Consider the following 19698-nt stretch of genomic DNA (forward strand, 5'->3'; position numbering starts at 1 on the left):
CGAAAAAGGGGACCATCGTCATGAGGACCAAATATCTCGCTGCGATTGCGATAGCTGTTCTTGCTTGCAGTGGGCTGGTCGTGAATTCCGTCGGCTCGCTTCATCGCGAAAAGCAGTCCACGCCGGGCGCCATACAAGTGGCGGACCGATTAGCTGGGTCCTTGGATCCGTATTTGATACGGTCTGGTGGCTAAAACGGCCGGTGTAACTCAGAAATGCATTGGCGGCGCTGCCTTAAGTCATGGGGCATCGCGCCCGTTCGGCAAGCAAGGCTGTAACGCCTTTGCCTCACATCCCATCGCGCTCGCATCCATACGTCGCATTCCTCGTCTGTCGGATTGAACGCTGCCTCTGCCTACGCCGCAACTTCGTGTCCGTTACTTCCGATATTGGCCCTTAGCGTCGAAGCGTACCCATCACTTCGGCGTCGGCTGTACGGGGAAGACCGGACATGGATGCAGGTATGCCAAACTGACGCGAAATGCACTAAACCGCTATCGCGGTAGAGCACGACGGCTCGATGTCCGCGAGTGGGGAAGTGGCTCCGCTGCCCGGCGACAGATCGGCCCCGGGTGGGCTCCGCCAGCCTTTAGCTGCGCATGGCGGCGCGGAAGCCGACGAAGCTCAACGCGCCCGCCACGGTGACGGCAATCCAGCTCACCCAGAACGGCACATCGACGCCATCCAAGGTGACGGACCAGCCCATCACAATCCGGATCAACTGCAAAAGCGCGATCAGGGCAAAGATGGCGGCGGCGAGCGTGCAAAAGGTTCTTATGGTCATTGCGCGTCTCCGATGGCACACGAGGACGTGGCTCGCCCCCCGTAGCCAAAATGGGGAGGGGCCGGCGCGGCGGCCACTCCCTTTAAGCAGGGAAGTGGCTTAACAGAGCCATTCTCGATGTGTCGCACAATCGCCGCTTCGCGACGCCGCGAGTCGGGATCACTTCCGCCTTTGGCACAAATGCGAAGTGCAGCGATGTCCGCGGTTGGCGGCACTTCGTCCCCGCACACATTCCGCGGGCGGTGTTACTGCGCCAGAAATCTATGCGGCAATCAGAGCCACCATGCTCGCGAAAATCAGCAGTGCCGGAGAGATCGGCGGACAGACATGACCCGCAGCTTACATTTTCCTCACCGGTAGATTATTCTTGCGATTTCCAGCGGGACCAAAGCGCTACTCGGTATCGGGGCCCTCGTTCAAGGGGATTGGCACCTTGCGCTATCTCTTCGAGGATTGCGTATTGGACACGGACCGGCGCGAGCTGCATCGCGGGGCGGACGTCGTCTCAATCGCACCACAGGTGTTCGACCTGCTCGAATACCTGATCCACAATAGGGAGCACGTTGTCAGTAAAGCCGAGCTCATCGAGGCCATCTGGAGCGGCCGCGTCGTGTCCGATGCCGCACTTACGACGCGCCTGAATGCCGCGCGGAGCGCGATTGGCGATTCCGGCGAGGCGCAGCGCCTTATCAAGACACTTCCGCGTAAGGGTTTTCGTTTCATCGGTGCCGTACGGGAAGCAGAAAAGTCCGCGGACGGGTCAGTCAGCGGTGCCAACGTGAAAGGGGTCGTCCCTGCGCTCCCGCTCCCCGACAAACCATCAGTGGCCGTTCTCCCATTCACCAACCTGAGCTCCGATCCGGAGCAGGACTACTTTGCCGACGGAATGGCCGAGGACATCATCACGGCCCTGTCCCGCTTCAAAGAGCTGTTCGTGATCGCCCGCAACTCGTGTTTCGTCTACAAGGGGCGAACCGTCGACGTCAAGCAGGTCGGGCGCGAGCTTGGTGTACGCTATGTGCTGGAAGGCAGCGTTCGCAAGGTTTCGAGCCGCGTGCGCATCACAGGACAGCTCGCCGATGCCTCCTCGGGCGTCCATCTGTGGGCCGACCGGTTTGACGGCGGGCTCAGCGATATCTTTGATTTGCAGGACCGGGTGACCGAAAGCGTTGTTGGGGCGATCGCGCCGGCGGTGGAAAGGGCCGAGATCGAGCGTGCGAAACGCAAGCCGACCGAGAGTGTCGACGCCTACGCCCTATATTTACGCGGATTAGCCAAGCTTTATCAGTTCGAAAGCCGGCAAGCGAATGAGGAGGCATTACGCCTGTTCAACCGCGCGACCGAACTCGACCCGGAGTTTGCGGCCGCGTACGGCCATGCCGCCTCTTGCTACGCCTATGGCAGGGGCATCGGCTGGATTCGCGAAACAGCGGATGACATCGCCGAGGTGAAGAGGCTCGCCAGGCGTGCCGTCGAGTCGGGCAAGGATGATGCGATCGCGCTTGCTGCTAGCGGATGGGCGTTAGTGTATGTCGTTCGCGACTTTGAGCAAGCCGCCGCCTTGATCGATCGCGCGCTTGCGCTCAACCCCAATTTGGCCGAGGCATGGTTCTGCGGTGGCTGGATAAACGTCTGGCTCGGCGAGCCGAAAGCGGCGATTGAAAGTTTCGCACACGCCATGCGCCTCAACCCGCTGGACCCGCGTGTGGTCGGTATACTTACCGGTACCGCATATGCTCATTTCCTCCTCGGTCGCTACGACGAAGCGGCATCGTGGGCGGCAAAGGCGTTGCAGAACGATCCGGACTTTCGAGCTGCGTTGCGTGTAGTCGCCGCTAGTAATGCGATGGCTGGACGTCTAGCGCAGGCACAAAAGGCGATAGCCCAGCTACGACAACTCGAACCGGCGCTCCGTGTTTCCAGCATACGAGATCTGGTGCCTCATCGGGGCCTCGAAGACCTTGCGCAGTATGAAGAAGCGCTGAGGAAAGCGGGGCTACCGGAATGACTGTCGCGGGATCGGCGGTGCAACTTCCGCTGTTGGCCCTTAGCCGAACAAGGCTGAGACCATTGTAGTGTCGGCTTACCTGCCGCAGTTATCAGTACTTCCGCCACGCCCGCGGCAAAATGTTTCACTCTCGAATCGCGGACGGTGACCCATCTTCTTCGAAGGGGCTGTTGCCGCATGGGGTAGGGCACTCACTATGTCCGCTATCGGGACTAAAGCGGCAGTCGCCCTCCGTAGTCGTCGTCGACGGCTTATGACCCGGAGCGGACGTTAGATCTGAACGATCTATTGCGGGGTACGCAGTGTGAAACTGGTCGCTGCGGCTAGGGAGATGTCGCCGTGAGCGCCTTGTAGCGATCAACCGATCCAAATTCTTCGAGCAAACAGGGCGGCGTTCATGAGCAAAGACGCACCGAAAAGTCCTATCACTCCTGCAAAAAGCCACTTCGCTCGCAATCCCAAATCAGCCAGCACTACAAAAAGTGGAAATGAGAGGAGATTAAATCGGCTCATTGAGACGAAGCCTGCCGGCCCACCGCTGAGTGTTAGATATGGCAACAACAGCACACCCATGGCAAACACTGTCCAAGTTGAAGGCAGTCGAGACCAACCCACAACAATCAGGACAAGGAACAACAATGTAAACCAGCTGGCTTGCCCCCATGGATTCCAGTCATTGAGCATCATTCGGGTGAAGGGTTCAAATTTGAGTGCTGCAATCAATCGTGTAGCCAAGGTCGTTCCTTGATGGAAAGCCGTCTGCCCATCTGAAAATGCAAACGGAGCCCCGAAAGAGCTCCAGAGATAAATCATGAACAGCCAGATACCCGATGTCGCGAGAAGGATGCATGGCAAGAGGGCAACAAGGAATGGCTTCTCATTGCGATTGCGCCACATCTCCCAGAGAAGGACCGGCAATAATACAATGCCCGTTGATCGGTCGGTAAGTGCCAAGCCTGCGAGCAGCGCTGCCGACAAATAATGTTTTCGTTTTAAAACAAGAAAAAACGAAACGATCAGAAGCAGTGCTAAGGATTCGGTATACCCGGCCGATAGCAAAACCGAAGCCGGAAAAAAGCTGAACAGCGCGATGGTGGCGAGAGCGAGTTGAACACCAGATTCCTCGCGAACCAGCTTGAAAAGAACGACGATAGCAAACAATCCTGCGACATTCGATACCAACAGCAAAGCATCCGCAGGCGTGAGGCCGCTAATCGTTGTCAGGCCCCGTGCGAGCATGGGATACAGCGGGTAAAACACGATATTCTGTTGAATAGTCGGATCGCCGTTATACCGATAGCCTTCTGTGACGATCTTGAAATACCATTCCGAGTCCCATTGTAACAATTGGTGGTACCAGATCGGTCCCGCAGACCAGACATCGGCCCTCCCGATGGCCAGATATTTTTGAGAGAATACCAGCCCGAGCGCGACCACCACCCGCGAACAAGAAAATATCAAGATGGCCCAACAATAGGGAAGCCAAGAATGACTTTTCCAGTTCGGACACTGCATCTCCATGTCCATACTGTCGCTTGGTACAGGCCTAAGATCAATCGCCCTAGATGTATCGAAAGCCATTCCACTTCCGGTTTTGGCCCGTAGCGGACGTGCAAGAGATCGGTGGTGATGTCCGTTTCTAGCAGTGAAGCGGACATCGCTACCGTCATCGGTCAGGCGACGAGACGGAGCGCAGTATCAGAAGAGTTACCGGTGATCCGCCGCAGCTCGGCTGCGACGCCATCAAGCACAGCGCGCTTCTCCTTCATCCGCTTCGAATGGTTGTAGACCTTGCCGGTGACGTTCGGCACGACGACCTCGGCCTTCTTGCTCGCGGCATGATCGAGACACTTCGCGATCCACGCGTCGTCGAAGCCGAGATCGCCTGCCAAAGTCGCGGCCGTCCGGCGCAGGTCGTGCGGCGTGAACGGCTTGAGGCCGAGCGGGCTGCAGACTCTCGATAGATACTGGTAGCTCCAGTGCGGTCAGCGCCTCGCACTACCCAGTGAAGTTCTGATTTTGTGTAGGCGGCGCTCAAAAATCGCGCCGATTGCTGGCATGGACTTCGCCGCACGCGACCATATACACGAAGTCGGGCAAGGGTTGACCTGCGTCAAATAGGCGACATTGGGATCAGCTAGAATACGGCTATTCTCGGAGAAGCGTTAATGGCTATCAAGGATATGCTTTTGCCGCTCATTGGGAACCCAAGCCCAAGATTAATTGCAGCGATCGCGAAATGCGTTAATGTGGCGGCGAGTTTCGACGCCGAGATCACTGCGCTGGCTGTCGAAGAGGATGTCTCTGTTCGGCCGCAAGTCATGATCTCGGCCGATTTCCCCGACGAGGTCAGAAGCGCTACGGATGCGCAAGGCTTATTGAAAGCGTTCGATGCGGTCGTCGCCGAGGTCGGGGTACGCAACGTACAGAGGGTTGCGCATTTGAGAGCGGGGGATGCCCCGAAACACCTTGCGGTATGCGCGCGCCCGAAGGATTTGTCGATTGTTCCGGTCAAGCCGGACGATGACCAAGCGGAAAGGGTCATCGAGGGATTGATTTTTCAATCAGGTCGACCGATTCTGTTGTGCCCGGAAGAATTCGCCGCTGAGCTGCCTGTCAACTTCGACCGGGTTATCGTTGCCTGGGACCATAGCGCGCCGGCTGCAAGAGTCGTTGGCGATGCCCTGTCGATGCTGCGCCGTGCTCGCGATGTGCAGATCATCACAGCGACCGACGGCAACACCCTGGCGGAGCAGCAGTCGGGTGCGGCAGTGGTCCGCCATCTGGCCGAACATGGCATTAGCGCAAGCTTCGAAACGGTGCGGATTGATGGCAGTTCCGTCGGAAAGATACTCGAGGCGGAGGTCAAAGTTAGAGGCGCGGATCTCTTGGTCATGGGGGCCTACGGTCATTATCGGTTGAGCGAATGGGTCTGGGGCGGCGCGACCAAGACTATCATCGGGCGGCCACCTTGCTGGGTGATAATGTCGCATTGAAACGCTCGTCTCGGGCCGAGCAAGGGCGAAGCTCGATGTGGGACACGGCTGTGAATGGGCAGCCCGGACCATCCGGGACCGCGACTTCGGGTCTCAAGCGTCGTGTTCTGCAATGACGGCTGTCCGTCAACTTCTGCGACGCCTCGTTCGCAACCGAGATTGCGTGGCGCTGCAATATGTCGCGAAGGGCCACAAGCGGACTCATGCGGCGCAGCAGGATCGATAGGGGACGCGCGTTTCATCGCGCGCGCCCCGCACAGAACCGTACTGGCGCGGATGCAGGATCGCGAGATCAGCGGGCCGGCAGCATCAAATACTCGTATTGCGTGCCAGGCCACATCACATAGGGTCTCGTTGGGTCGGCCTTCGCGTCGCGTGGATAACCTCCGGCCGTTTCCGGCGCCGTGAACGACGGAAGAGGATACCCGGAAAACGAGGCCCGCCTCTCGGATATCGCGCTCGAATGGATCGTCCACGCAGCAAGGAACGAACCTGACGGACGGGACAACCTCGGACGGTTACGGTATCAAGGTCGACGAGTGATATCTGAAGCTCAAGTCGGATCCTCTCGGGCCAAAGCACGACGAGCGCGAACCAGGGTGGTTCGGCAATCGTTTCAAATGGGCTGAAGGCCTACGTAAAGTCCAGCCGGAGGCGATTTTGCATTCCAGCGTCCTCAAACCGTTCGCGGCGGAAGCTGGCGTGCGGCACTACTATGAGATCGCGCCATACCCGCCCAGGAACCTCAGCGCCCACCTCAAGCTGATGGCCCACTTGCAGCAGTACTACCTAGCGACACGAGAAGGGATTGCCGAGGCGATGAGGCTGGCCCATCGCGCCTTGGAGCTCGACCCTCGGTTCGGCGCTGTCGCGGCTTTGGCGGGTATCTGTCAAATGGTCAGCGTCCTTTTGGGCTATAGCATCGATCCCCAGTTCGACCGCAAGGGAGCAGTTCGGCTTTTTCGCTTGGCATTGAGCATCGATGATGGTGATCCGGATGTGTTAGCGATCGCTTCCGTAATCTCGTCGTTCATGGTCGGCGATAGTGAAGCCGAGATCGAAATGGCTGACCGGGCGGTCGCGCTCAACCCAAATTCGTAGATCACATGGCACAACAGAGGCCACGTCTATAGAGTTGCGGGGCTACCAGAAGAAGCGGTCCGCAGCTTTGAACGGGCCATCCGGTTGAGCCCGGTAGCACACTTGACGTTTGAAGGCATTGGAATGGCCCTTATTGAGCTTGGTCGCTTTGACGAAGCCATCGTCGCAGGGAAGAAAGCCCAACGTCAGAACCCCTCCCATTTACCAGCTTACCGCTGTCTCGCGTCCGCTTTCGCCCATCTCGGTCGTGACGCTGAGGCGCGTCAGGCGGCGGCGCGCGTGCTTGAGCTCGATCCCGCCTTCACGATATCCGGATGGATCGCTCGGGGTGGGAAATCAAACTCGAAGCTGTTGACTGAGGGCCTTCGGAAAGCGGGGTTGCCCGAATAGCTCTCCATCCAATGAGGTGATCGAATGGTGGCACTCTGCTGCGGCGCATGAGTCCGGTTTTGGCCCATCAGCGAAGTGGCGACACCCCTCACTGAGGTCAGCTTAGTGGGGCGTAGCGGACGAGATTTGCTCACGCTGAGTTCTTCGCCTTTTGATCCGGAGCCGACATCGGGCGGGGGCGGCTAATATAACGCAGGTAGCCCATAGCAGAACAAGCTTTCACTGCTTGCGCCATTCGCTTGGCGTCATCCCCGACCATCTCTGAAACGCGTGTGTAAAACTGCTTGGTTCGGAATAGCCGAGCGCAAGAGAAATACCGATGACATCCATCTTCGTCCCTGCGAGCAATTGGCGCGAAACAGAGAAACGTGCCTCGTTGAGGAGGTCTCGGAAGTTTGTTCCTTCGGCCTTCAGACGACGGTTAGTGAATGTGTGGGCGGTCCCACTGCGGCAGGTATTGCAAGGATCGTCGGCGTGTTGGGAGACGTGGCCGCGAGGCGCTGGCGAGAGCAGCTTTCCGGGTTGCCCCGGTGTTTCCGTAGCGCTTCGCTGCTGGATATTGTGCAACTCATATTTATCCTGAGCAGACCGTTGCTTCGCGTGAAGAACGATTCACCGAGCGCGGATGTCGTGCGGGAGCGTCTAGCTATTACGGAGGTCGCGCTATCCGATTGGCCGGCGGGATACCATGATTATCTGGAGCGCGTTCGTTCGACACGCTTCGCAAATATCAAGTATCCGACTTCAGGAAAAAGCTATATCGAGAAGGAACTGCCGTTTATCTACAGAGCGTTGCTATATGGGCACACTCGTATTTCACCAGAGATTTTGCGGGTCTTCAAACACGAGCTGGCTTGCTATGCAGAGACCCGAATGCCGCTGGCTCTCGACTCTCGTTTCGTCATAACCGGAGAGCCGTCGCGCTGGATGACGCTCCAGCGAGCGGCGCGGGAGTTGGGATTTTCGAGGCACAAGGCGAAACGTGCCGGGAGGGAAGGCGCCATAAATATAGTCGCCGCGCCACTGTTGGGTAAAACGAGGCGTTTCGTCGAGCGCGACCATTTTAAGAAATATACGGACAGCCGCGATGCGCAAATGACTGAAGCTGACTATCGGGTTGCACATGGGCTCCTTCCTGCACGCTCTGTAAAGAAGTTGCTTCGGGTCGGTTACCCGGCTATCGCGGCGTTGATTGAAGGCGGCTACATCGAGACGCTGCCCCATCGCGGGAGGTCTTGGCTCTGCGCTGCCTCAATCGAGCACCTTTTGAGCAGGTTGGCAGAGATCACGATTCCCATGAAGTCAGGTTGTGCCAGAGTCGAGATTTGTCAAACGTCATGCATCAGCTCAGCCAAGCTTACAGACGTGATAGAATATGCACTTGCCGGCAAGATGTCGCTGAACAAGAAGGGGAGTGCCAGACGAGGCCTGCGAAGATTTTGGGTGGTTAAGGATGACCTAAGAAGGCTATTCCCGGAAGTGCTGGCTGGCTTTTATACTGTAGAACAAGCCGCTCAATTCGTCGGTCTGAGCGGATGTAGTTTCCGGGCGGTGGTGCGAGGCAGCCTTTTGCGGTTCACTCCAAGTCCGAAGAATCGCGGGCGACGGATGTTTACAAGAAATGAGCTCGCCGCTTTTGGTCGAAGATACGTTAGTTCAGGTGAGCTTGCTGCGGCCTATTCTGTAACGAAGAGAAAAATCTTCATGGAACTATCGGCAAGCTCTGCTCGGATTGACGGACTTGGCCAATTCAGATTTTGGCTCCGTGGCCGCGCGACGGCACTTCTTGATAGGAAGTTCCGCAGATTGGGTTCGACGAAGTCGCGGGCGGTAGGCCAAAGGGGACAGAAATAGGACTGCTTCCCGCCTGTACTTTCTCCCCCAGTAAAAGTGGACGAGTTGAGCGGCTTTTGCTCCATTTGGATCAAGGTTAGGTAATCGACCGCAGAGTGATGCTGTGGTCGATTGTAAAAGCGTTCGTTAAAAGAGGAGCCCGGGCGGCCCTCGTGGTGCGGTTTCGTCTTGAACGCCGCTTGGTTCGTTTGTCACCATCGGCCTCGGCAGTCGGCTGATCCCGCAGGCTGCGGTGTAAGGACGACCTCGTCAAGCGCGGAATTGTCAGCAGCGAGGCATGGATGGCGTCGTCCAGAGACGGCAGAGGTCCTTGCGAGCGGCGTCGCGATCACGGTCAAGCGCACAGCCTTCGTGGCCATCGGCGCGTCATACACGGAGCCCCGCTTGGCGGCGATCTTTGATTTAAATCGCTGGGCAAGGAGATCTTGGTGCGAGCCTTTCGATCGCGGCATCGTCGCTTGGGGCGGAGTGAGAATATTTTTCGCAAATTTTGCTAGACGAACGCCGTGCTTTCGCAGCTAATGGCTTACAAGTCTCGCATTCATAATTTGAACGGCTGGCGTAAGCTGTTGGATTCGTTAACGTCGTAATCGCAGCATTCGCATGACAGTCCATATAGGCTTGACGTAACATGCGTTCACAACTCGTCCGTAAGCCGGAGAATACTTACCACCATGGCGATCTCCGTGACGCCTTGATCAAGGCCGCGCTGCGCGAGGCGGAGCAGGGCGGCGCCGAGGCGATCAGCATCAAGGCGCTTGCCAAACAGCTCGGCGTCTCGCAGCCGGCGCCGTATCGGCATTTTGCCGACCGTGATGCGCTGCTAACGGCGGTGACGGCGGAGGCGTTCCGGCAGCTCAGTGCACTTCTGCGCGAGGCGATGGCGAAGCCGTCGAAGCAATCGAAACTGTCGCGGCTGGCGCAGGCGACGCTCGATTTCGGTCTGCGCCGCAACGGCATCTATCGCCTGATGTTCGCTTCCCGCACCGTGTCATGCGCGGCGAAGGGCAGCGAGCTGCACGACGCCACGCGCGAGACTTTTGCGCTGGTGATCGAAGCCCTCGAGGCGCCGGCGGTCGGCTTCTTGCGCGAGCGGCAAGCGCTCAAGATCTGGGCGGCGTTGCATGGCGTCGTGATGCTGGCCGAGCAGGGCCTGTTCACCGGCGAGGCCGCGCATGCCACGCGCGAGGAACTGGTCGAGGACTTTGTGAACGAAACGAAGGCCGCGCTTGCTGCTGCGATCAAGGATGCGCGACGTCGGAAAAAGGTCGGCGCCTAGGCCTTCGCTTTCAGCAGCCTCATCAGCTTGTCGACCGCGCTGTCCGGGGTCGTCACGACCGGGCGGCCGGTGGCCTCGGCGACCAGCGGCGCGGTTGCCGCGATGCTGAATTGCGCAAGCGCAATGACGTCGCAATCGCGTAAGTCCTTTGAAGCCTCGACAATCAGCCTGTCGTGCGTGGCGCGATCGCCGCGATCGAGCGCCGCCAGCGCGCCCTCGGCGAGTTTCGGCACGACCTGGGCGGAGGCCGGAAATTCCGGCGGCATCGAGGCCAGTGTCGGCGGGAAGGTCGAGAGCAGGCCAATGCGCTTGCCCATGGTCACGGCCTGCTCGATCATCGCTTCGTTCGGCTTCAGCACGGGCATCGGCGCATGTGCGCGCGCGACGGCCTCGATGCAGGGGCCGAAGGCCGAGCAGGTGAACAGGATTCCGTTCGCCCCGGTCGCTGCCGCATAATCACCGAGCGCGAGGAAGCGCTCGGTCATGGCATCGTTGAGCACGCCGTCGCGGGCCAGATCCGCCGACAGGCTGTCGTCGAGCAGGTTCATCAGCCGCGCCTCTGGCCACGCCTTCGCGAACGCAGCCTCGATCGGCGCGATGGAATGCTTGAGGGCGTGGATCAGGGCGATGCGTGGGGGCGTCGTCATTTGAGGTGATTACCTGACAGGTCTCGCGCCCCGGACGCAGCGCAATGCAAAGTATTGCGCTGCAGAGCCGGAGCCCATTGTGGCCGCTGGGTCCCGGCTCTGCGCAGCAGCGTACCGGACGATGCTTCGCATCGCCGGGAACGCTGCGGCGCGTCCGGGACACGGAAGACACTTACTTGAACGGCACCGCGTACATCAAGCCGCCCTTGCTCCAGAGGCCGTTGAGGCCGCGGTCGAGCTTGAGCGGACTCGCCTTGCCGACATTGCGCTCGTAGATCTCGCCGTAATTGCCGGTGGCCTTGATCACCGTCACCAGCCATTTGTTGTCGAGACCGAGCCGCGAGCCGAGGTCGCCGGAGGCACCCAGCAGGCGCTGGACCGCCGGCGTCTGTGACTTCGCCATCTCGTCGACATTGCCTTGCGTGACACCGAGTTCCTCGGCCTCGATCAGGCCGTAATGCAACCAGGTGATGATGTCGCTCCAGACTTCGTCACCGTTGCGGGTGAACGGCCCGAGCGGCTCCTTGCTGATGGTTTGCGGCAGCACGACGTAGTCGGCCGGATTCGGCGCCGCGGTCGTGACCGCGCCGGCGAGCGCGGAGGCGTCCTGGGTCATGGCATCGCAGCGGCCGCCGAAGAAGGTCTGGTACATGGTGTCGACGCGGTCGAACACCAGCGGCTTCCAGTCGATGCCGTTGGCGCGGCCGTAATCGCCGAGCGTGACCTCATGCGTGGTGCCCTGCGCGACGCAGACAGTCGCACCCTTCAAATCCTTGATCTCCTTCACGCCGAGGTCCTTCTTCACGACAAAGCCCTGGCCGTCATAGAAGTTGACCGGCCCCTGGCGGAGGCCCAGCGTCACGCCGCGCAGATAGGTCTGCGTCGAGTTGCGGTAGAGTACGTCGATCTCGCCCGATTGCAGCGCGGTGAAGCGATTCTGCGCGGTCAGCGAGACGTAGCGCACCTTGCTGGCGTCGCCGAGCACGCCGGCCGCGAGCGCGCGGCAATAATCGACGTCGAGACCCTTGTAATTGCCCTGCGAGTCCGGCGCGGAGAAACCGGCAAAGCCGGCGCTGACGCCGCAGATCAGCGTGCCGCGGCTCTTCACCGTGTCGAGCGTCGCCGCCGACGCGGCAACCGTCGATGCCGCAAGCATGCCGGCTACGATAACCACTTTCCTCATCATATGACTCTCCCCTCAGTGATTGACACTACGCAACACGTTGTCGACGGCGGTGCCGAGCTTGTCGACGATCAGATCGATCTCGGCAGCCGAAGCGATATACGGCGGCGCCAGCAGCACATGGTCGCCACGGACGCCGTCCACGGTACCGCCACCGGGATAGCAGCCGAGCCCGTTGGCGAAGGCTTCCGCCTTGATCTTCTGGTTCAGCTTGAGCGCGGGGTCGAACGAGGTGCGGCCGGCGCGATCGGCGACGAGCTCGATCGCCCAGAACAGGCCGCGGCCCCTGATGTCGCCGATATGGCGGTGATTGCCGAAGCGCTCGGTCAGGCGCTGCTCGAGTTGCTTGCCGCGCTCCTTGACGCGGTCGAGCAGGCGGTCCTCGCGGATCACATCCTGCACCGCGAGCGCGGCTGCGCAGGCGAGGGGATGCGCCAGATAGGTGTGGCCGTGCTGGAACGCGCCGGAGCCCGAGCGGATGGTGTCGATGATCTTGCCGCTCGCGAGCATCGCGCCGATCGGCTGGTAGCCGCCGCCGAGGCCCTTTGCGATCGCCTGGATATCAGGAGCGACGCCCTCCTGCTCCCAGGCGTGCGACGTGCCGGTGCGGCCCATGCCGCTCATGACTTCGTCGAGGATGACGAGGGCGCCATGCCGGTCGCAGATCTCGCGCACCGCCTTGAAGTAGCCGTCCGGTGCCGTCACCGCACCGGCGGTGGCACCGACAACGGGCTCGGCGAGGAACGCGGCGACGGTGTCGGGGCCAAGCCGCTGAAATTCGCCTTCGAGCTCCGTGGCCAGTCGCGCCACGAACTGCGCATCGGATTCGCCCTCGTGCTTCTCGTGATAGGCGAAGGCCGGCGTCACATGGCTGAAGGCACCGGACAGCAGGGGCGCATAGGGCGCGCGCCGCCAGGCATTGCCACCGGCGGCGAGCGCGCCGAGCGTGTTGCCGTGATAGCTCTGCCGCCGCGCGATGAAGTGCTGCCGCTGCGGCTCGCCGCGCTCGATGAAATATTGCCGCGCCAGCTTGATGCTGGCCTCGATCGCCTCCGATCCGCCGCTGACGAAATAGGCGTAGGCGAGACCGCCGGGTTCATGCCCGACCAGCGTCTCGGCCAGCGCCTCGGCCGGCTCGGAGGAGAAGAAGGCGGTGTGCGCATAGGCCAGCGTCGAGGCTTGTTTTGCCATCGCCGCGATCACGCGCGGATGCTGATGGCCGAGGCAGGAGACGGCTGCGCCGCCGGAGGCGTCGATCACGCGCCGCCCGTCCTCGGCGAAGAGATAGACGCCTTCGCCGCCGATCGCCTTGGGCGGCGTTTCGCGTAACGAACGGTGCAGCACGCGGCTGGTGCGAGCGGCCATGGGTCAACCTTTCTCTGAAACGTATGTGGAGGCCGCGGCGAGCCGCGCCTCGGTGGTTTCCAGGCGCTTCTTCGCGGCCGTCCCGCCGAGCGAGAATGTGACCGCCGCGAGCGATTGCGCAATCGCGATGGCGCCCGTGAGACTCGGGAAGAAGCCGGGGGACGAGGCCGCCTCGAACAGCAGCACGTGGTCGGTGCCCTCGGCCATCGGCGCCGAGAGGCTGTCCGCGATCGCGATCAGCGCTGCGCCGGCACGATGGGCGGCCTGCGCAACACGGACGCTCGCATGCGTGTAGGGCAGGAAGCCGATGACGATGACGGCTTCGCCGGGACGAAAGGCGCCGAGATCGAGATCGTCGGGGCCGGATGCACCGACGAGTTGCACCTGTTCGGGACGGAACAGCCGGAGCTCGTAGTTCAAGAGCTCCGCGACGCTCCGGCAGCTTCGGTAACCGGCAATCCAGATCCGCTTGGCGTCGTGCAGCGCGCGGGCGGCATCCGCAATCGGCTGGGCCGGAATGCGCAGAAGGCCGGCGCCCTCGGCCTCGAGCTTGTCGGTGACGAGCGCGACATCGGCGTGCGGGCCGTGACGGCGGCTCTTGGCGCGGCCGGAGAAAGGTGAGATCTGCGACGGCCGCCGCGCTTCGGTGAGCGCCGCGCGCAATTGGTCCCAGCCGGAATAGCCGATGGCCTTGGCAAGCCGCGTGAATGCGGCCGGGTCGGCGCCGGCTTCGGCGGCGAGATCGCGCATCGAACGGGTGGTGGCGTCGTAGTCATTGGCGGCAACGAAGCGGCCGACCTCCTGCAGGCGCAGGGGGAGCGATGGCAACGCAATGCGCAGTTCGCTCAAGGGCGAGGATTTCGCGGGCTCGGCCATGAAACATTTGTTGCACGCTTTTTAGATTGGTGCAACAGTTGACGTGCGCCGCCGGAAATCGTTGCTCGCCAGAAGGATTTTTGTGCTGTGACTTCAGACAGTCCAAGACCGCCGCCCCGCCGTCGCTTCTTCGGCGGATTTGGCCGCCGAGAGCTGCAAGGCCTGTTCTGGCAGGTGCTCGTCGTCGGAATCGTGCTTGGGGTTGTCGCCTTCCTCTGGTCCAACACCGTCACCAATCTCTCGGCCCGCCGCATCACCACCGGCTTCGCTTTCCTCGGCCGCGAAGCCGGCATGCCGATCGCCGACAGCCTGCTCTCTTATAATCCGAGAGACACGTACCTGTGGGCCTTCGTCGTCGGCATCGCCAACACCTTGCGCGTCGCCGTGATCGGCATCGTGCTCGCGACGATCCTGGGAACGCTGATCGGCATTTCGCGTCTCTCCGCCAACTGGCTGTTGTCGCGGCTCGCCGCCGTCTATGTCGAAACGCTCCGCGACATCCCGCTGCTGCTTCAGCTCTTGTTCTGGTACGTGTTGATGCAGGCGCTGCCGGCCGCGCGCGCGGCCTGGCGGCCGGTCGAGGGCGTGTTTCTGTCCAATCGCGGCCTGATCCTGCCGGCGATTCCGGTCGGCTCGCCGCAGCTCTGGGTGCTTGGTACAGCCGTGCTCGGGCTTGCCGTGTTTTATCTCATCAGGCGATGGCTGATCGCGCAGCAGATGCGCGACGGCAAGCCGCGGCCGGCGTGGCCCTTTGCGGTTGGCCTCACCGTCGCGCTGCCGGCGGCAATGTCCGTGGCGCTTGGTGTGTCCTGGAAGATCGAATGGCCGGAGCTGCGCGGCTTCAACTTCGTCGGCGGGCTGACGCTCGCGCCGGAATATTTCGCGCTGCTGATCGCGCTCGTGACCTACACCTCGGCCTTCATCGCCGAGATCGTGCGCAGCGGCATCCAGTCCGTGCCGCGCGGACAGTGGGATGCCGCCAATGCGCTCGGCTTGCGCCGCAGCTTCATGCTGCGGCAGATCATCCTGCCGCAGGCGCTGCGCGTCATCGTGCCGCCGATGACGAGCCAGTATCTCAACCTGACCAAGAACTCCTCGCTCGCGGTCGCGATCGGTTACCAGGACGTAGTGTCTGTCGCCAATACCACGCTGAACCAGACCGGGCAGGCGATCGAGGCGATCGCGCTGATCATGGCGGTGTTCCTGACCATCAGCCTCGGCATCAGCTTCTTCATGAACTGGTACAATTCGCGCATCGCGCTGGTGGAGCGCTGATCATGACGGCGATCACCGACATTCCGGACGCCCCGCGCGCTGCCCGCCGACCGCAGATAGGCAACCCGGTGCTGCGCTGGCTGCGCACCAACTTGTTCTCGTCGATTCCCAACGCCATTCTTTCGGTGGTGCTGCTGGCGATCCTCGCCAAGGGTATCTTCAGCTTCGTGCAGTGGGGCATCGCGAACGCGGTCTGGCTGACGCCGGCAAACGACTCCAGCGCCTGCCGCGCCGCACGCGGCCTCGGTGCCTGCTGGGCGATCATCCCCGAAAAATATCGCTTCATCCTGTTCGGCACCTATCCGTTCGACGAGCAGTGGCGGCCGGCGCTGTCGGTCGTGCTGTTCATCGCGCTGTTCTATCTCTCCACCCGCCGCGCCCTGTGGCGGCGCGAGCTGGCCTATATCTGGATCGGCGCGCTGGCGCTGATCAGCGTACTGATGTGGGGCGGCGTGTTCGGCCTCTCCTTCGTCTCGCAGGACCGTTGGGGCGGATTGCCGGTGACACTGATCCTGGCGACGTTTGGATTGGCCTTTGGTTTCCCGCTCGGCATCCTGGTCGCGCTCGGCCGGCGCTCAAAGCTGCCGGCGATCCGCTCGCTCTCGGTGCTCTATGTCGAGCTGATCCGCGGCGTGCCATTGGTGAGTCTGTTGTTCATGGCCAGCGTGATGTTTCCGCTGTTCATGCCGAGCGGATTCAACATCGACAAGCTGCTGCGCGCGCAGATCGCCATCATCCTGTTCGCGGGCGCCTACCTCGCTGAAGTCATCCGTGGCGGCCTCCAGGCCGTGCCGCGCGGGCAATATGAGGCCGCCGAGGCGCTGGGGCTGTCTTACTGGCGCAAGCATCGCCTGATCGTCCTGCCGCAGGCGATCCGCCACGTCATCCCGCCGCTGGTCAACACCTTCATCGCTTTCTTCAAGGACACCAGCCTGGTCCTGATCATCGGCATCTTTGACCTGCTGACGACGGCCAAGACCGCGATCATCGATCCCGCCTGGCAGCAATTCTCGGTCGAGGTCTACATCTTCGTTGCCGCGATCTACTTTGTGTTTTGCTTTGCGATGTCGCGGTACAGTCGCGGCCTGGAGGCGAATACCGCCTCGAGGTGAGCGGCTTTCCCCGCCGCGGGAGCGAGCCAGAAGCGCTGGAAGCCTATACTGGAGCGCGAAATGCTTATGTCGCGCCTATATCGCGTGCCTGGATTCAAACTGGCAATCCTACGCGGCGAGATCCATCTGCAATTTGCTGGTGGCACTCACAAGAGGCACGTCACATCATGATGAAATCAGTTCTCGCAGCGTCGGCCATGCTGGTCGCGCTTTGCTCCGCCGCCTCTGCCCACGAGGCAATGAATCACTCGCACATGGCTTCGGCGGCCACCGCCCAGATGTCGGAAACGCATCCGAACTCCTTCGCCTTCGCCGCTCCAACGGATGAGGCCGGATACGATGCGCATCGGTATCACGGCGGGCCGAAAGCGAACGACTAAGGTCTGACCGGCGCACGGCGGGGGACGGCCAAGCCTCCGCCGTGCGGCCCGCGTCAGGCCTTCACCTTGGGATCGATCGGCGTGGAGCCGCGCAGACCCAGAATATCCTCCAACACCTTCGCGCCGGCGATCACCTGCGCATCCGCGCGCGGGGCGCCGACGACCTGCACACCGATCGGTAGGCCCGACGCCGTAAAGCCGCAGGGCAGCGACAGCGACGGGCAGCAGGCGAGCGTGATGGCGTAGACGATGCCGAGCCATTCGACATAGTTCTCGAACTTCTTGCCGGCGCATTCGGCGACATAGCGGTGCTCGATCGGGAAGGGCGGTACGATCGTGGTTGGCGTCAACAGAAGGTCGTAGTTTTTGAAGAACTCGATCGCGCGCGCAGTCATGCCGACGCGCTGCGCCTCGGCGCGCGCGAGCTGCTCGACGGTGAGCTTGAGGCCTTCCTCGATGTTCCAGATCACCTCGGGCTTCAGGAGATCGCGCTTGGTCCGCAGCAGATTGGCCTTGGTGATCGCGAAATCGAAGGCGCGCAGGACGTGGAAGCTTTCATGCGCCTCGCGCCAGTCCGGATGCGCTTCCTCCACGATCGCGCCAGCCTCCGCAAAGCGTTCAGCGGCCTTGCGTGTGATCGCCTTGACCTCGGGATCGACCGGCGTGATGCCGAGATCGGGCGAATAGGCGATGCGCTTCGGCTTCTTGCCCGACTGCGCCGCCGACAGGAACGAGGTCGCAGGTGCGGGCAGCGAGAGCGGGTCGTCCGCATAGTCGCCGCTCATGGCATCTAACAGCAGCGCAAGATCCTCGACGTTGCGCGCCATCGGCCCCACCACGCCGAGATTGCGGTCGATCGCCGATTTGGGCGTGTGTGCGACGCGGCCGATGCTGGGCCGCATGCCGACCACGCCGCAGAACGCCGCGGGGCTGCGCAAGCTGCCGCCCATGTCGGAGCCCTGGGCGAGCCAGGCCATGCCGGTGGCAAGTGCCACCGCAGCGCCGCCGGAGGAGCCGGCCGCAGACTTCGTCGTATCCCAGGGATTGAGCGTCGCGCCGAACACTTCGTTGAAGGTGTTGGCGCCGGCGCCGAATTCCGGTGTGTTCGACTTGGCGTAGACGACCGCGCCATTGCCTTCGAGGTTCTCGACCATGAGATCGGACTGCTTAGGCACATTGTCCCTGAAGATCGGCGAACCCTGTGTGTTCAGCACGCCCGCGACATCGGTCAGGTCCTTGATCGGTACCGGCAGGCCCGCGAGCAGCCCGCGGGCTCCGGCCGGCTTCTGCATCAGCGCCTTGGCGTTGTCCCGCGCGCGATCGAAGCATAGCGTCGGCAGCGCGTTGACCTTGCCGTCGACCTCACCGATGCGCTTCTCCAGCACATCCAGAAGCTCGAGCGGCGAGACGTCGCCGGAGCGCAGCTTGTCGACGACGGCGCAGGCCGTATCGCGGATCAGGTCTTGAGACAATTACTTTACTCCTGTGCTTATTCAATCGTCGTTGCGAGCGCAGCGAAGTAATCCAGAAATGTGCCTGAGATGGCAGTCTGGATTGCTTCGCTGCGCTCGCAATGACGCGGATAGAGTTAACCCCAGCCCGCGCTGATGCCGCCATCCACGGTATAGATGACCCCCGACGTATATCCGGCGCGATCAGACGCCAGGAACGCCATGAGATCGCCGATCTCGCGCGCATGCGCGGGGCGCCCGAGTGGCAGGCTCTTCTGGAATTCCTTGTAACGGCTCTCATCGCCGAACTGGTGCTTTGCCCGCGTCTTGAGCAGGGTGACGTGGCGATCAGTGCCGACCGGGCCGGGATTGATGCCGACCACGCGGATGTTGTCAGCGAGGCTCTTGCCGCCGAGCGCGCGGGTGAAGGCCATCAATGCGGCGTTACCGGCGCTGCCGCAGATGTAATTGGCGTCGAATTTTTCGCCGGCCGCGCCGATGTCATTGACGATGACGCCGCCGCCCTTCGCCTTCATCTGCGCGTAGATCTGCCGCGTCAGGTTGATGTAGCCGAACACTTTCAATTCCCAGGCGTGCCGCCAGGTCGCCTCGTCGATCTTGTCGATCGAGCCACCGGGGATGTCGCCGGCATTGTTGACGAGCACGTCGATATCGGCGGCTTCCGTCGCGAGCCGCGCCAAATCCTCGGCCTTGCGCAGGTCCACGATGCTCGTTGCGGCATCGATCTGGTGCGCGGAGCGCAGGCGGTCCGCCAGCGCCTTGAGCTGGTCGCCGCTGCGGGCGGCGAGCAGGAGGTTTGCGCCTTCCTCGGCAAACGCCTCGGCGGCGGCTGCGCCAATGCCTTTGGACGCGCCCGTGATCAGGACGCGCTTGCCACGCAGATGCAGATCCATGAAGGGTACTCACTCGGTGGGAATATCAGGATAAAATCAGTAGGCGCTCGGCCGCGCCATGGTCAACATTGCAGTGCAGCGTT

19 protein-coding genes are annotated in these 19698 nt (G+C 61.6%); 9 read left to right on the forward strand and 10 right to left on the reverse strand.

Annotation, left to right across the window (positions count from 1 at the left end; all coding sequences use genetic code 11):
* Positions 1–589: 589 nt before the first annotated feature.
* Complete coding sequence (locus ABIA90_RS26240; protein ID WP_354119611.1) at positions 590–784, reverse strand: hypothetical protein; 195 nt, start codon at positions 782–784, stop codon at positions 590–592.
* A gap of 433 nt (positions 785–1217) precedes the next feature.
* Between ABIA90_RS26240 and ABIA90_RS26245 the strand changes: the two genes are divergently transcribed.
* Positions 1218–2792, forward strand: coding sequence for a winged helix-turn-helix domain-containing tetratricopeptide repeat protein (locus tag ABIA90_RS26245; protein ID WP_354119610.1), 1575 nt, complete (start codon positions 1218–1220; stop codon positions 2790–2792).
* Between the two features lie 357 nt (positions 2793–3149).
* Here ABIA90_RS26245 and ABIA90_RS26250 read toward each other — a convergent pair whose 3' ends face one another.
* Positions 3150–4373 carry a mannosyltransferase family protein gene (locus ABIA90_RS26250; protein WP_354119609.1) on the reverse strand — a complete coding sequence of 408 codons (1224 nt, stop codon included), beginning with the start codon at positions 4371–4373 and terminating at the stop codon, positions 3150–3152.
* A gap of 92 nt (positions 4374–4465) precedes the next feature.
* Positions 4466–4684, reverse strand: a complete 219-nt coding sequence (locus ABIA90_RS26255) for a site-specific integrase (RefSeq protein ID WP_354119608.1) — start codon at positions 4682–4684, stop codon at positions 4466–4468.
* A 276-nt stretch (positions 4685–4960) separates the two neighbouring features.
* Between ABIA90_RS26255 and ABIA90_RS26260 the strand changes: the two genes are divergently transcribed.
* From ABIA90_RS26260 to ABIA90_RS26270, 3 genes are all read left to right on the forward strand, one after another.
* Positions 4961–5788 (forward strand): universal stress protein, encoded by an 828-nt coding sequence (locus tag ABIA90_RS26260; RefSeq protein ID WP_354119607.1) that lies wholly within the window; start codon positions 4961–4963, stop codon positions 5786–5788.
* Between the two features lie 660 nt (positions 5789–6448).
* Complete coding sequence (locus ABIA90_RS26265) at positions 6449–6889, forward strand: hypothetical protein (RefSeq protein WP_354119606.1); 441 nt, start codon at positions 6449–6451, stop codon at positions 6887–6889.
* Positions 6890–7279, forward strand: coding sequence for a tetratricopeptide repeat protein (locus ABIA90_RS26270; protein ID WP_354119937.1), 390 nt, complete (start codon positions 6890–6892; stop codon positions 7277–7279).
* A 219-nt stretch (positions 7280–7498) separates the two neighbouring features.
* On the opposite strand, the gene ABIA90_RS26275 is transcribed toward ABIA90_RS26270, so the two are convergent.
* Positions 7499–7846: a helix-turn-helix domain-containing protein gene (locus tag ABIA90_RS26275; RefSeq protein ID WP_354119605.1), complete on the reverse strand. Its 348-nt coding sequence runs from the start codon at positions 7844–7846 to the stop codon at positions 7499–7501.
* Here ABIA90_RS26275 and ABIA90_RS26280 point away from each other — a divergent pair.
* Together ABIA90_RS26280 and ABIA90_RS26285 are read left to right on the forward strand one after the other, a co-directional pair.
* Positions 7754–9133, forward strand: a complete 1380-nt coding sequence (locus ABIA90_RS26280; protein ID WP_354119959.1) for a hypothetical protein — start codon at positions 7754–7756, stop codon at positions 9131–9133. The two genes, ABIA90_RS26275 and ABIA90_RS26280, sit on opposite strands and share 93 nt — an antisense overlap.
* Before the next feature lie 631 nt (positions 9134–9764).
* Complete coding sequence (locus ABIA90_RS26285) at positions 9765–10412, forward strand: TetR/AcrR family transcriptional regulator (protein WP_354119604.1); 648 nt, start codon at positions 9765–9767, stop codon at positions 10410–10412.
* Here ABIA90_RS26285 and ABIA90_RS26290 read toward each other — a convergent pair.
* The 4 genes from ABIA90_RS26290 to ABIA90_RS26305 all read right to left on the reverse strand — a co-directional run bounded on the left by ABIA90_RS26290 (position 10409) and on the right by ABIA90_RS26305 (position 14483).
* The gene (locus tag ABIA90_RS26290; RefSeq protein ID WP_354119603.1) at positions 10409–11059 is read right to left on the reverse strand and encodes an aspartate/glutamate racemase family protein; all 651 of its coding nucleotides are present in this window, start codon (positions 11057–11059) and stop codon (positions 10409–10411) included. The genes ABIA90_RS26285 and ABIA90_RS26290 overlap by 4 nt on opposite strands.
* 172 nt (positions 11060–11231) lie before the next feature.
* On the reverse strand, positions 11232–12245 hold the full coding sequence (locus ABIA90_RS26295) for an amino acid ABC transporter substrate-binding protein (RefSeq protein WP_063984716.1): 1014 nt from the start codon (positions 12243–12245) through the stop codon (positions 11232–11234).
* A gap of 12 nt (positions 12246–12257) precedes the next feature.
* Positions 12258–13607, reverse strand: coding sequence for an aspartate aminotransferase family protein (locus ABIA90_RS26300; RefSeq protein ID WP_354119602.1), 1350 nt, complete (start codon positions 13605–13607; stop codon positions 12258–12260).
* Positions 13608–13610: 3 nt separating this feature from the next.
* Positions 13611–14483, reverse strand: a complete 873-nt coding sequence (locus ABIA90_RS26305) for a MurR/RpiR family transcriptional regulator (RefSeq protein WP_354119601.1) — start codon at positions 14481–14483, stop codon at positions 13611–13613.
* Positions 14484–14570: 87 nt separating this feature from the next.
* Between ABIA90_RS26305 and ABIA90_RS26310 the strand changes: the two genes are divergently transcribed.
* From ABIA90_RS26310 to ABIA90_RS26320, 3 genes are all read left to right on the forward strand, one after another.
* Positions 14571–15758 (forward strand): amino acid ABC transporter permease, encoded by a 1188-nt coding sequence (locus ABIA90_RS26310; RefSeq protein ID WP_354119600.1) that lies wholly within the window; start codon positions 14571–14573, stop codon positions 15756–15758.
* A gap of 2 nt (positions 15759–15760) precedes the next feature.
* Complete coding sequence (locus tag ABIA90_RS26315; RefSeq protein ID WP_354119599.1) at positions 15761–16870, forward strand: amino acid ABC transporter permease; 1110 nt, start codon at positions 15761–15763, stop codon at positions 16868–16870.
* Between the two features lie 197 nt (positions 16871–17067).
* The gene (locus ABIA90_RS26320; RefSeq protein ID WP_135215961.1) at positions 17068–17250 is read left to right on the forward strand and encodes a hypothetical protein; all 183 of its coding nucleotides are present in this window, start codon (positions 17068–17070) and stop codon (positions 17248–17250) included.
* A 53-nt stretch (positions 17251–17303) separates the two neighbouring features.
* On the opposite strand, the gene ABIA90_RS26325 is transcribed toward ABIA90_RS26320, so the two are convergent.
* On the reverse strand, positions 17304–18722 hold the full coding sequence (locus ABIA90_RS26325; RefSeq protein WP_354119598.1) for an amidase: 1419 nt from the start codon (positions 18720–18722) through the stop codon (positions 17304–17306).
* A gap of 116 nt (positions 18723–18838) precedes the next feature.
* Positions 18839–19615, reverse strand: a complete 777-nt coding sequence (locus ABIA90_RS26330; protein ID WP_354119597.1) for an SDR family oxidoreductase — start codon at positions 19613–19615, stop codon at positions 18839–18841.
* Positions 19616–19698: the final 83 nt, after the last annotated feature.

This window comes from Bradyrhizobium sp. LA6.8, assembly GCF_040547935.1.
Lineage (GTDB): Bacteria > Pseudomonadota > Alphaproteobacteria > Rhizobiales > Xanthobacteraceae > Bradyrhizobium > Bradyrhizobium barranii.

Excerpts from the sequence above, each read along its gene's own strand:
- ABIA90_RS26240 (WP_354119611.1), bottom strand. The coding sequence starts at position 784 with ATGACCATAAGAACCTTTTGCACGCTCGCCGCCGCCATCTTTGCCCTG.
- ABIA90_RS26250 (WP_354119609.1), bottom strand. The coding sequence starts at position 4,373 with ATGGCTTTCGATACATCTAGGGCGATTGATCTTAGGCCTGTACCAAGC.
- ABIA90_RS26260 (WP_354119607.1), top strand. The coding sequence starts at position 4,961 with ATGGCTATCAAGGATATGCTTTTGCCGCTCATTGGGAACCCAAGCCCA.
- ABIA90_RS26285 (WP_354119604.1), top strand. The coding sequence starts at position 9,765 with ATGCGTTCACAACTCGTCCGTAAGCCGGAGAATACTTACCACCATGGC.
- ABIA90_RS26290 (WP_354119603.1), bottom strand. The coding sequence starts at position 11,059 with ATGACGACGCCCCCACGCATCGCCCTGATCCACGCCCTCAAGCATTCC.
- ABIA90_RS26295 (WP_063984716.1), bottom strand. The coding sequence starts at position 12,245 with ATGATGAGGAAAGTGGTTATCGTAGCCGGCATGCTTGCGGCATCGACG.
- ABIA90_RS26300 (WP_354119602.1), bottom strand. The coding sequence starts at position 13,607 with ATGGCCGCTCGCACCAGCCGCGTGCTGCACCGTTCGTTACGCGAAACG.
- ABIA90_RS26305 (WP_354119601.1), bottom strand. The coding sequence starts at position 14,483 with ATGGCCGAGCCCGCGAAATCCTCGCCCTTGAGCGAACTGCGCATTGCG.
- ABIA90_RS26315 (WP_354119599.1), top strand. The coding sequence starts at position 15,761 with ATGACGGCGATCACCGACATTCCGGACGCCCCGCGCGCTGCCCGCCGA.
- ABIA90_RS26320 (WP_135215961.1), top strand. The coding sequence starts at position 17,068 with ATGCTGGTCGCGCTTTGCTCCGCCGCCTCTGCCCACGAGGCAATGAAT.
- ABIA90_RS26330 (WP_354119597.1), bottom strand. The coding sequence starts at position 19,615 with ATGGATCTGCATCTGCGTGGCAAGCGCGTCCTGATCACGGGCGCGTCC.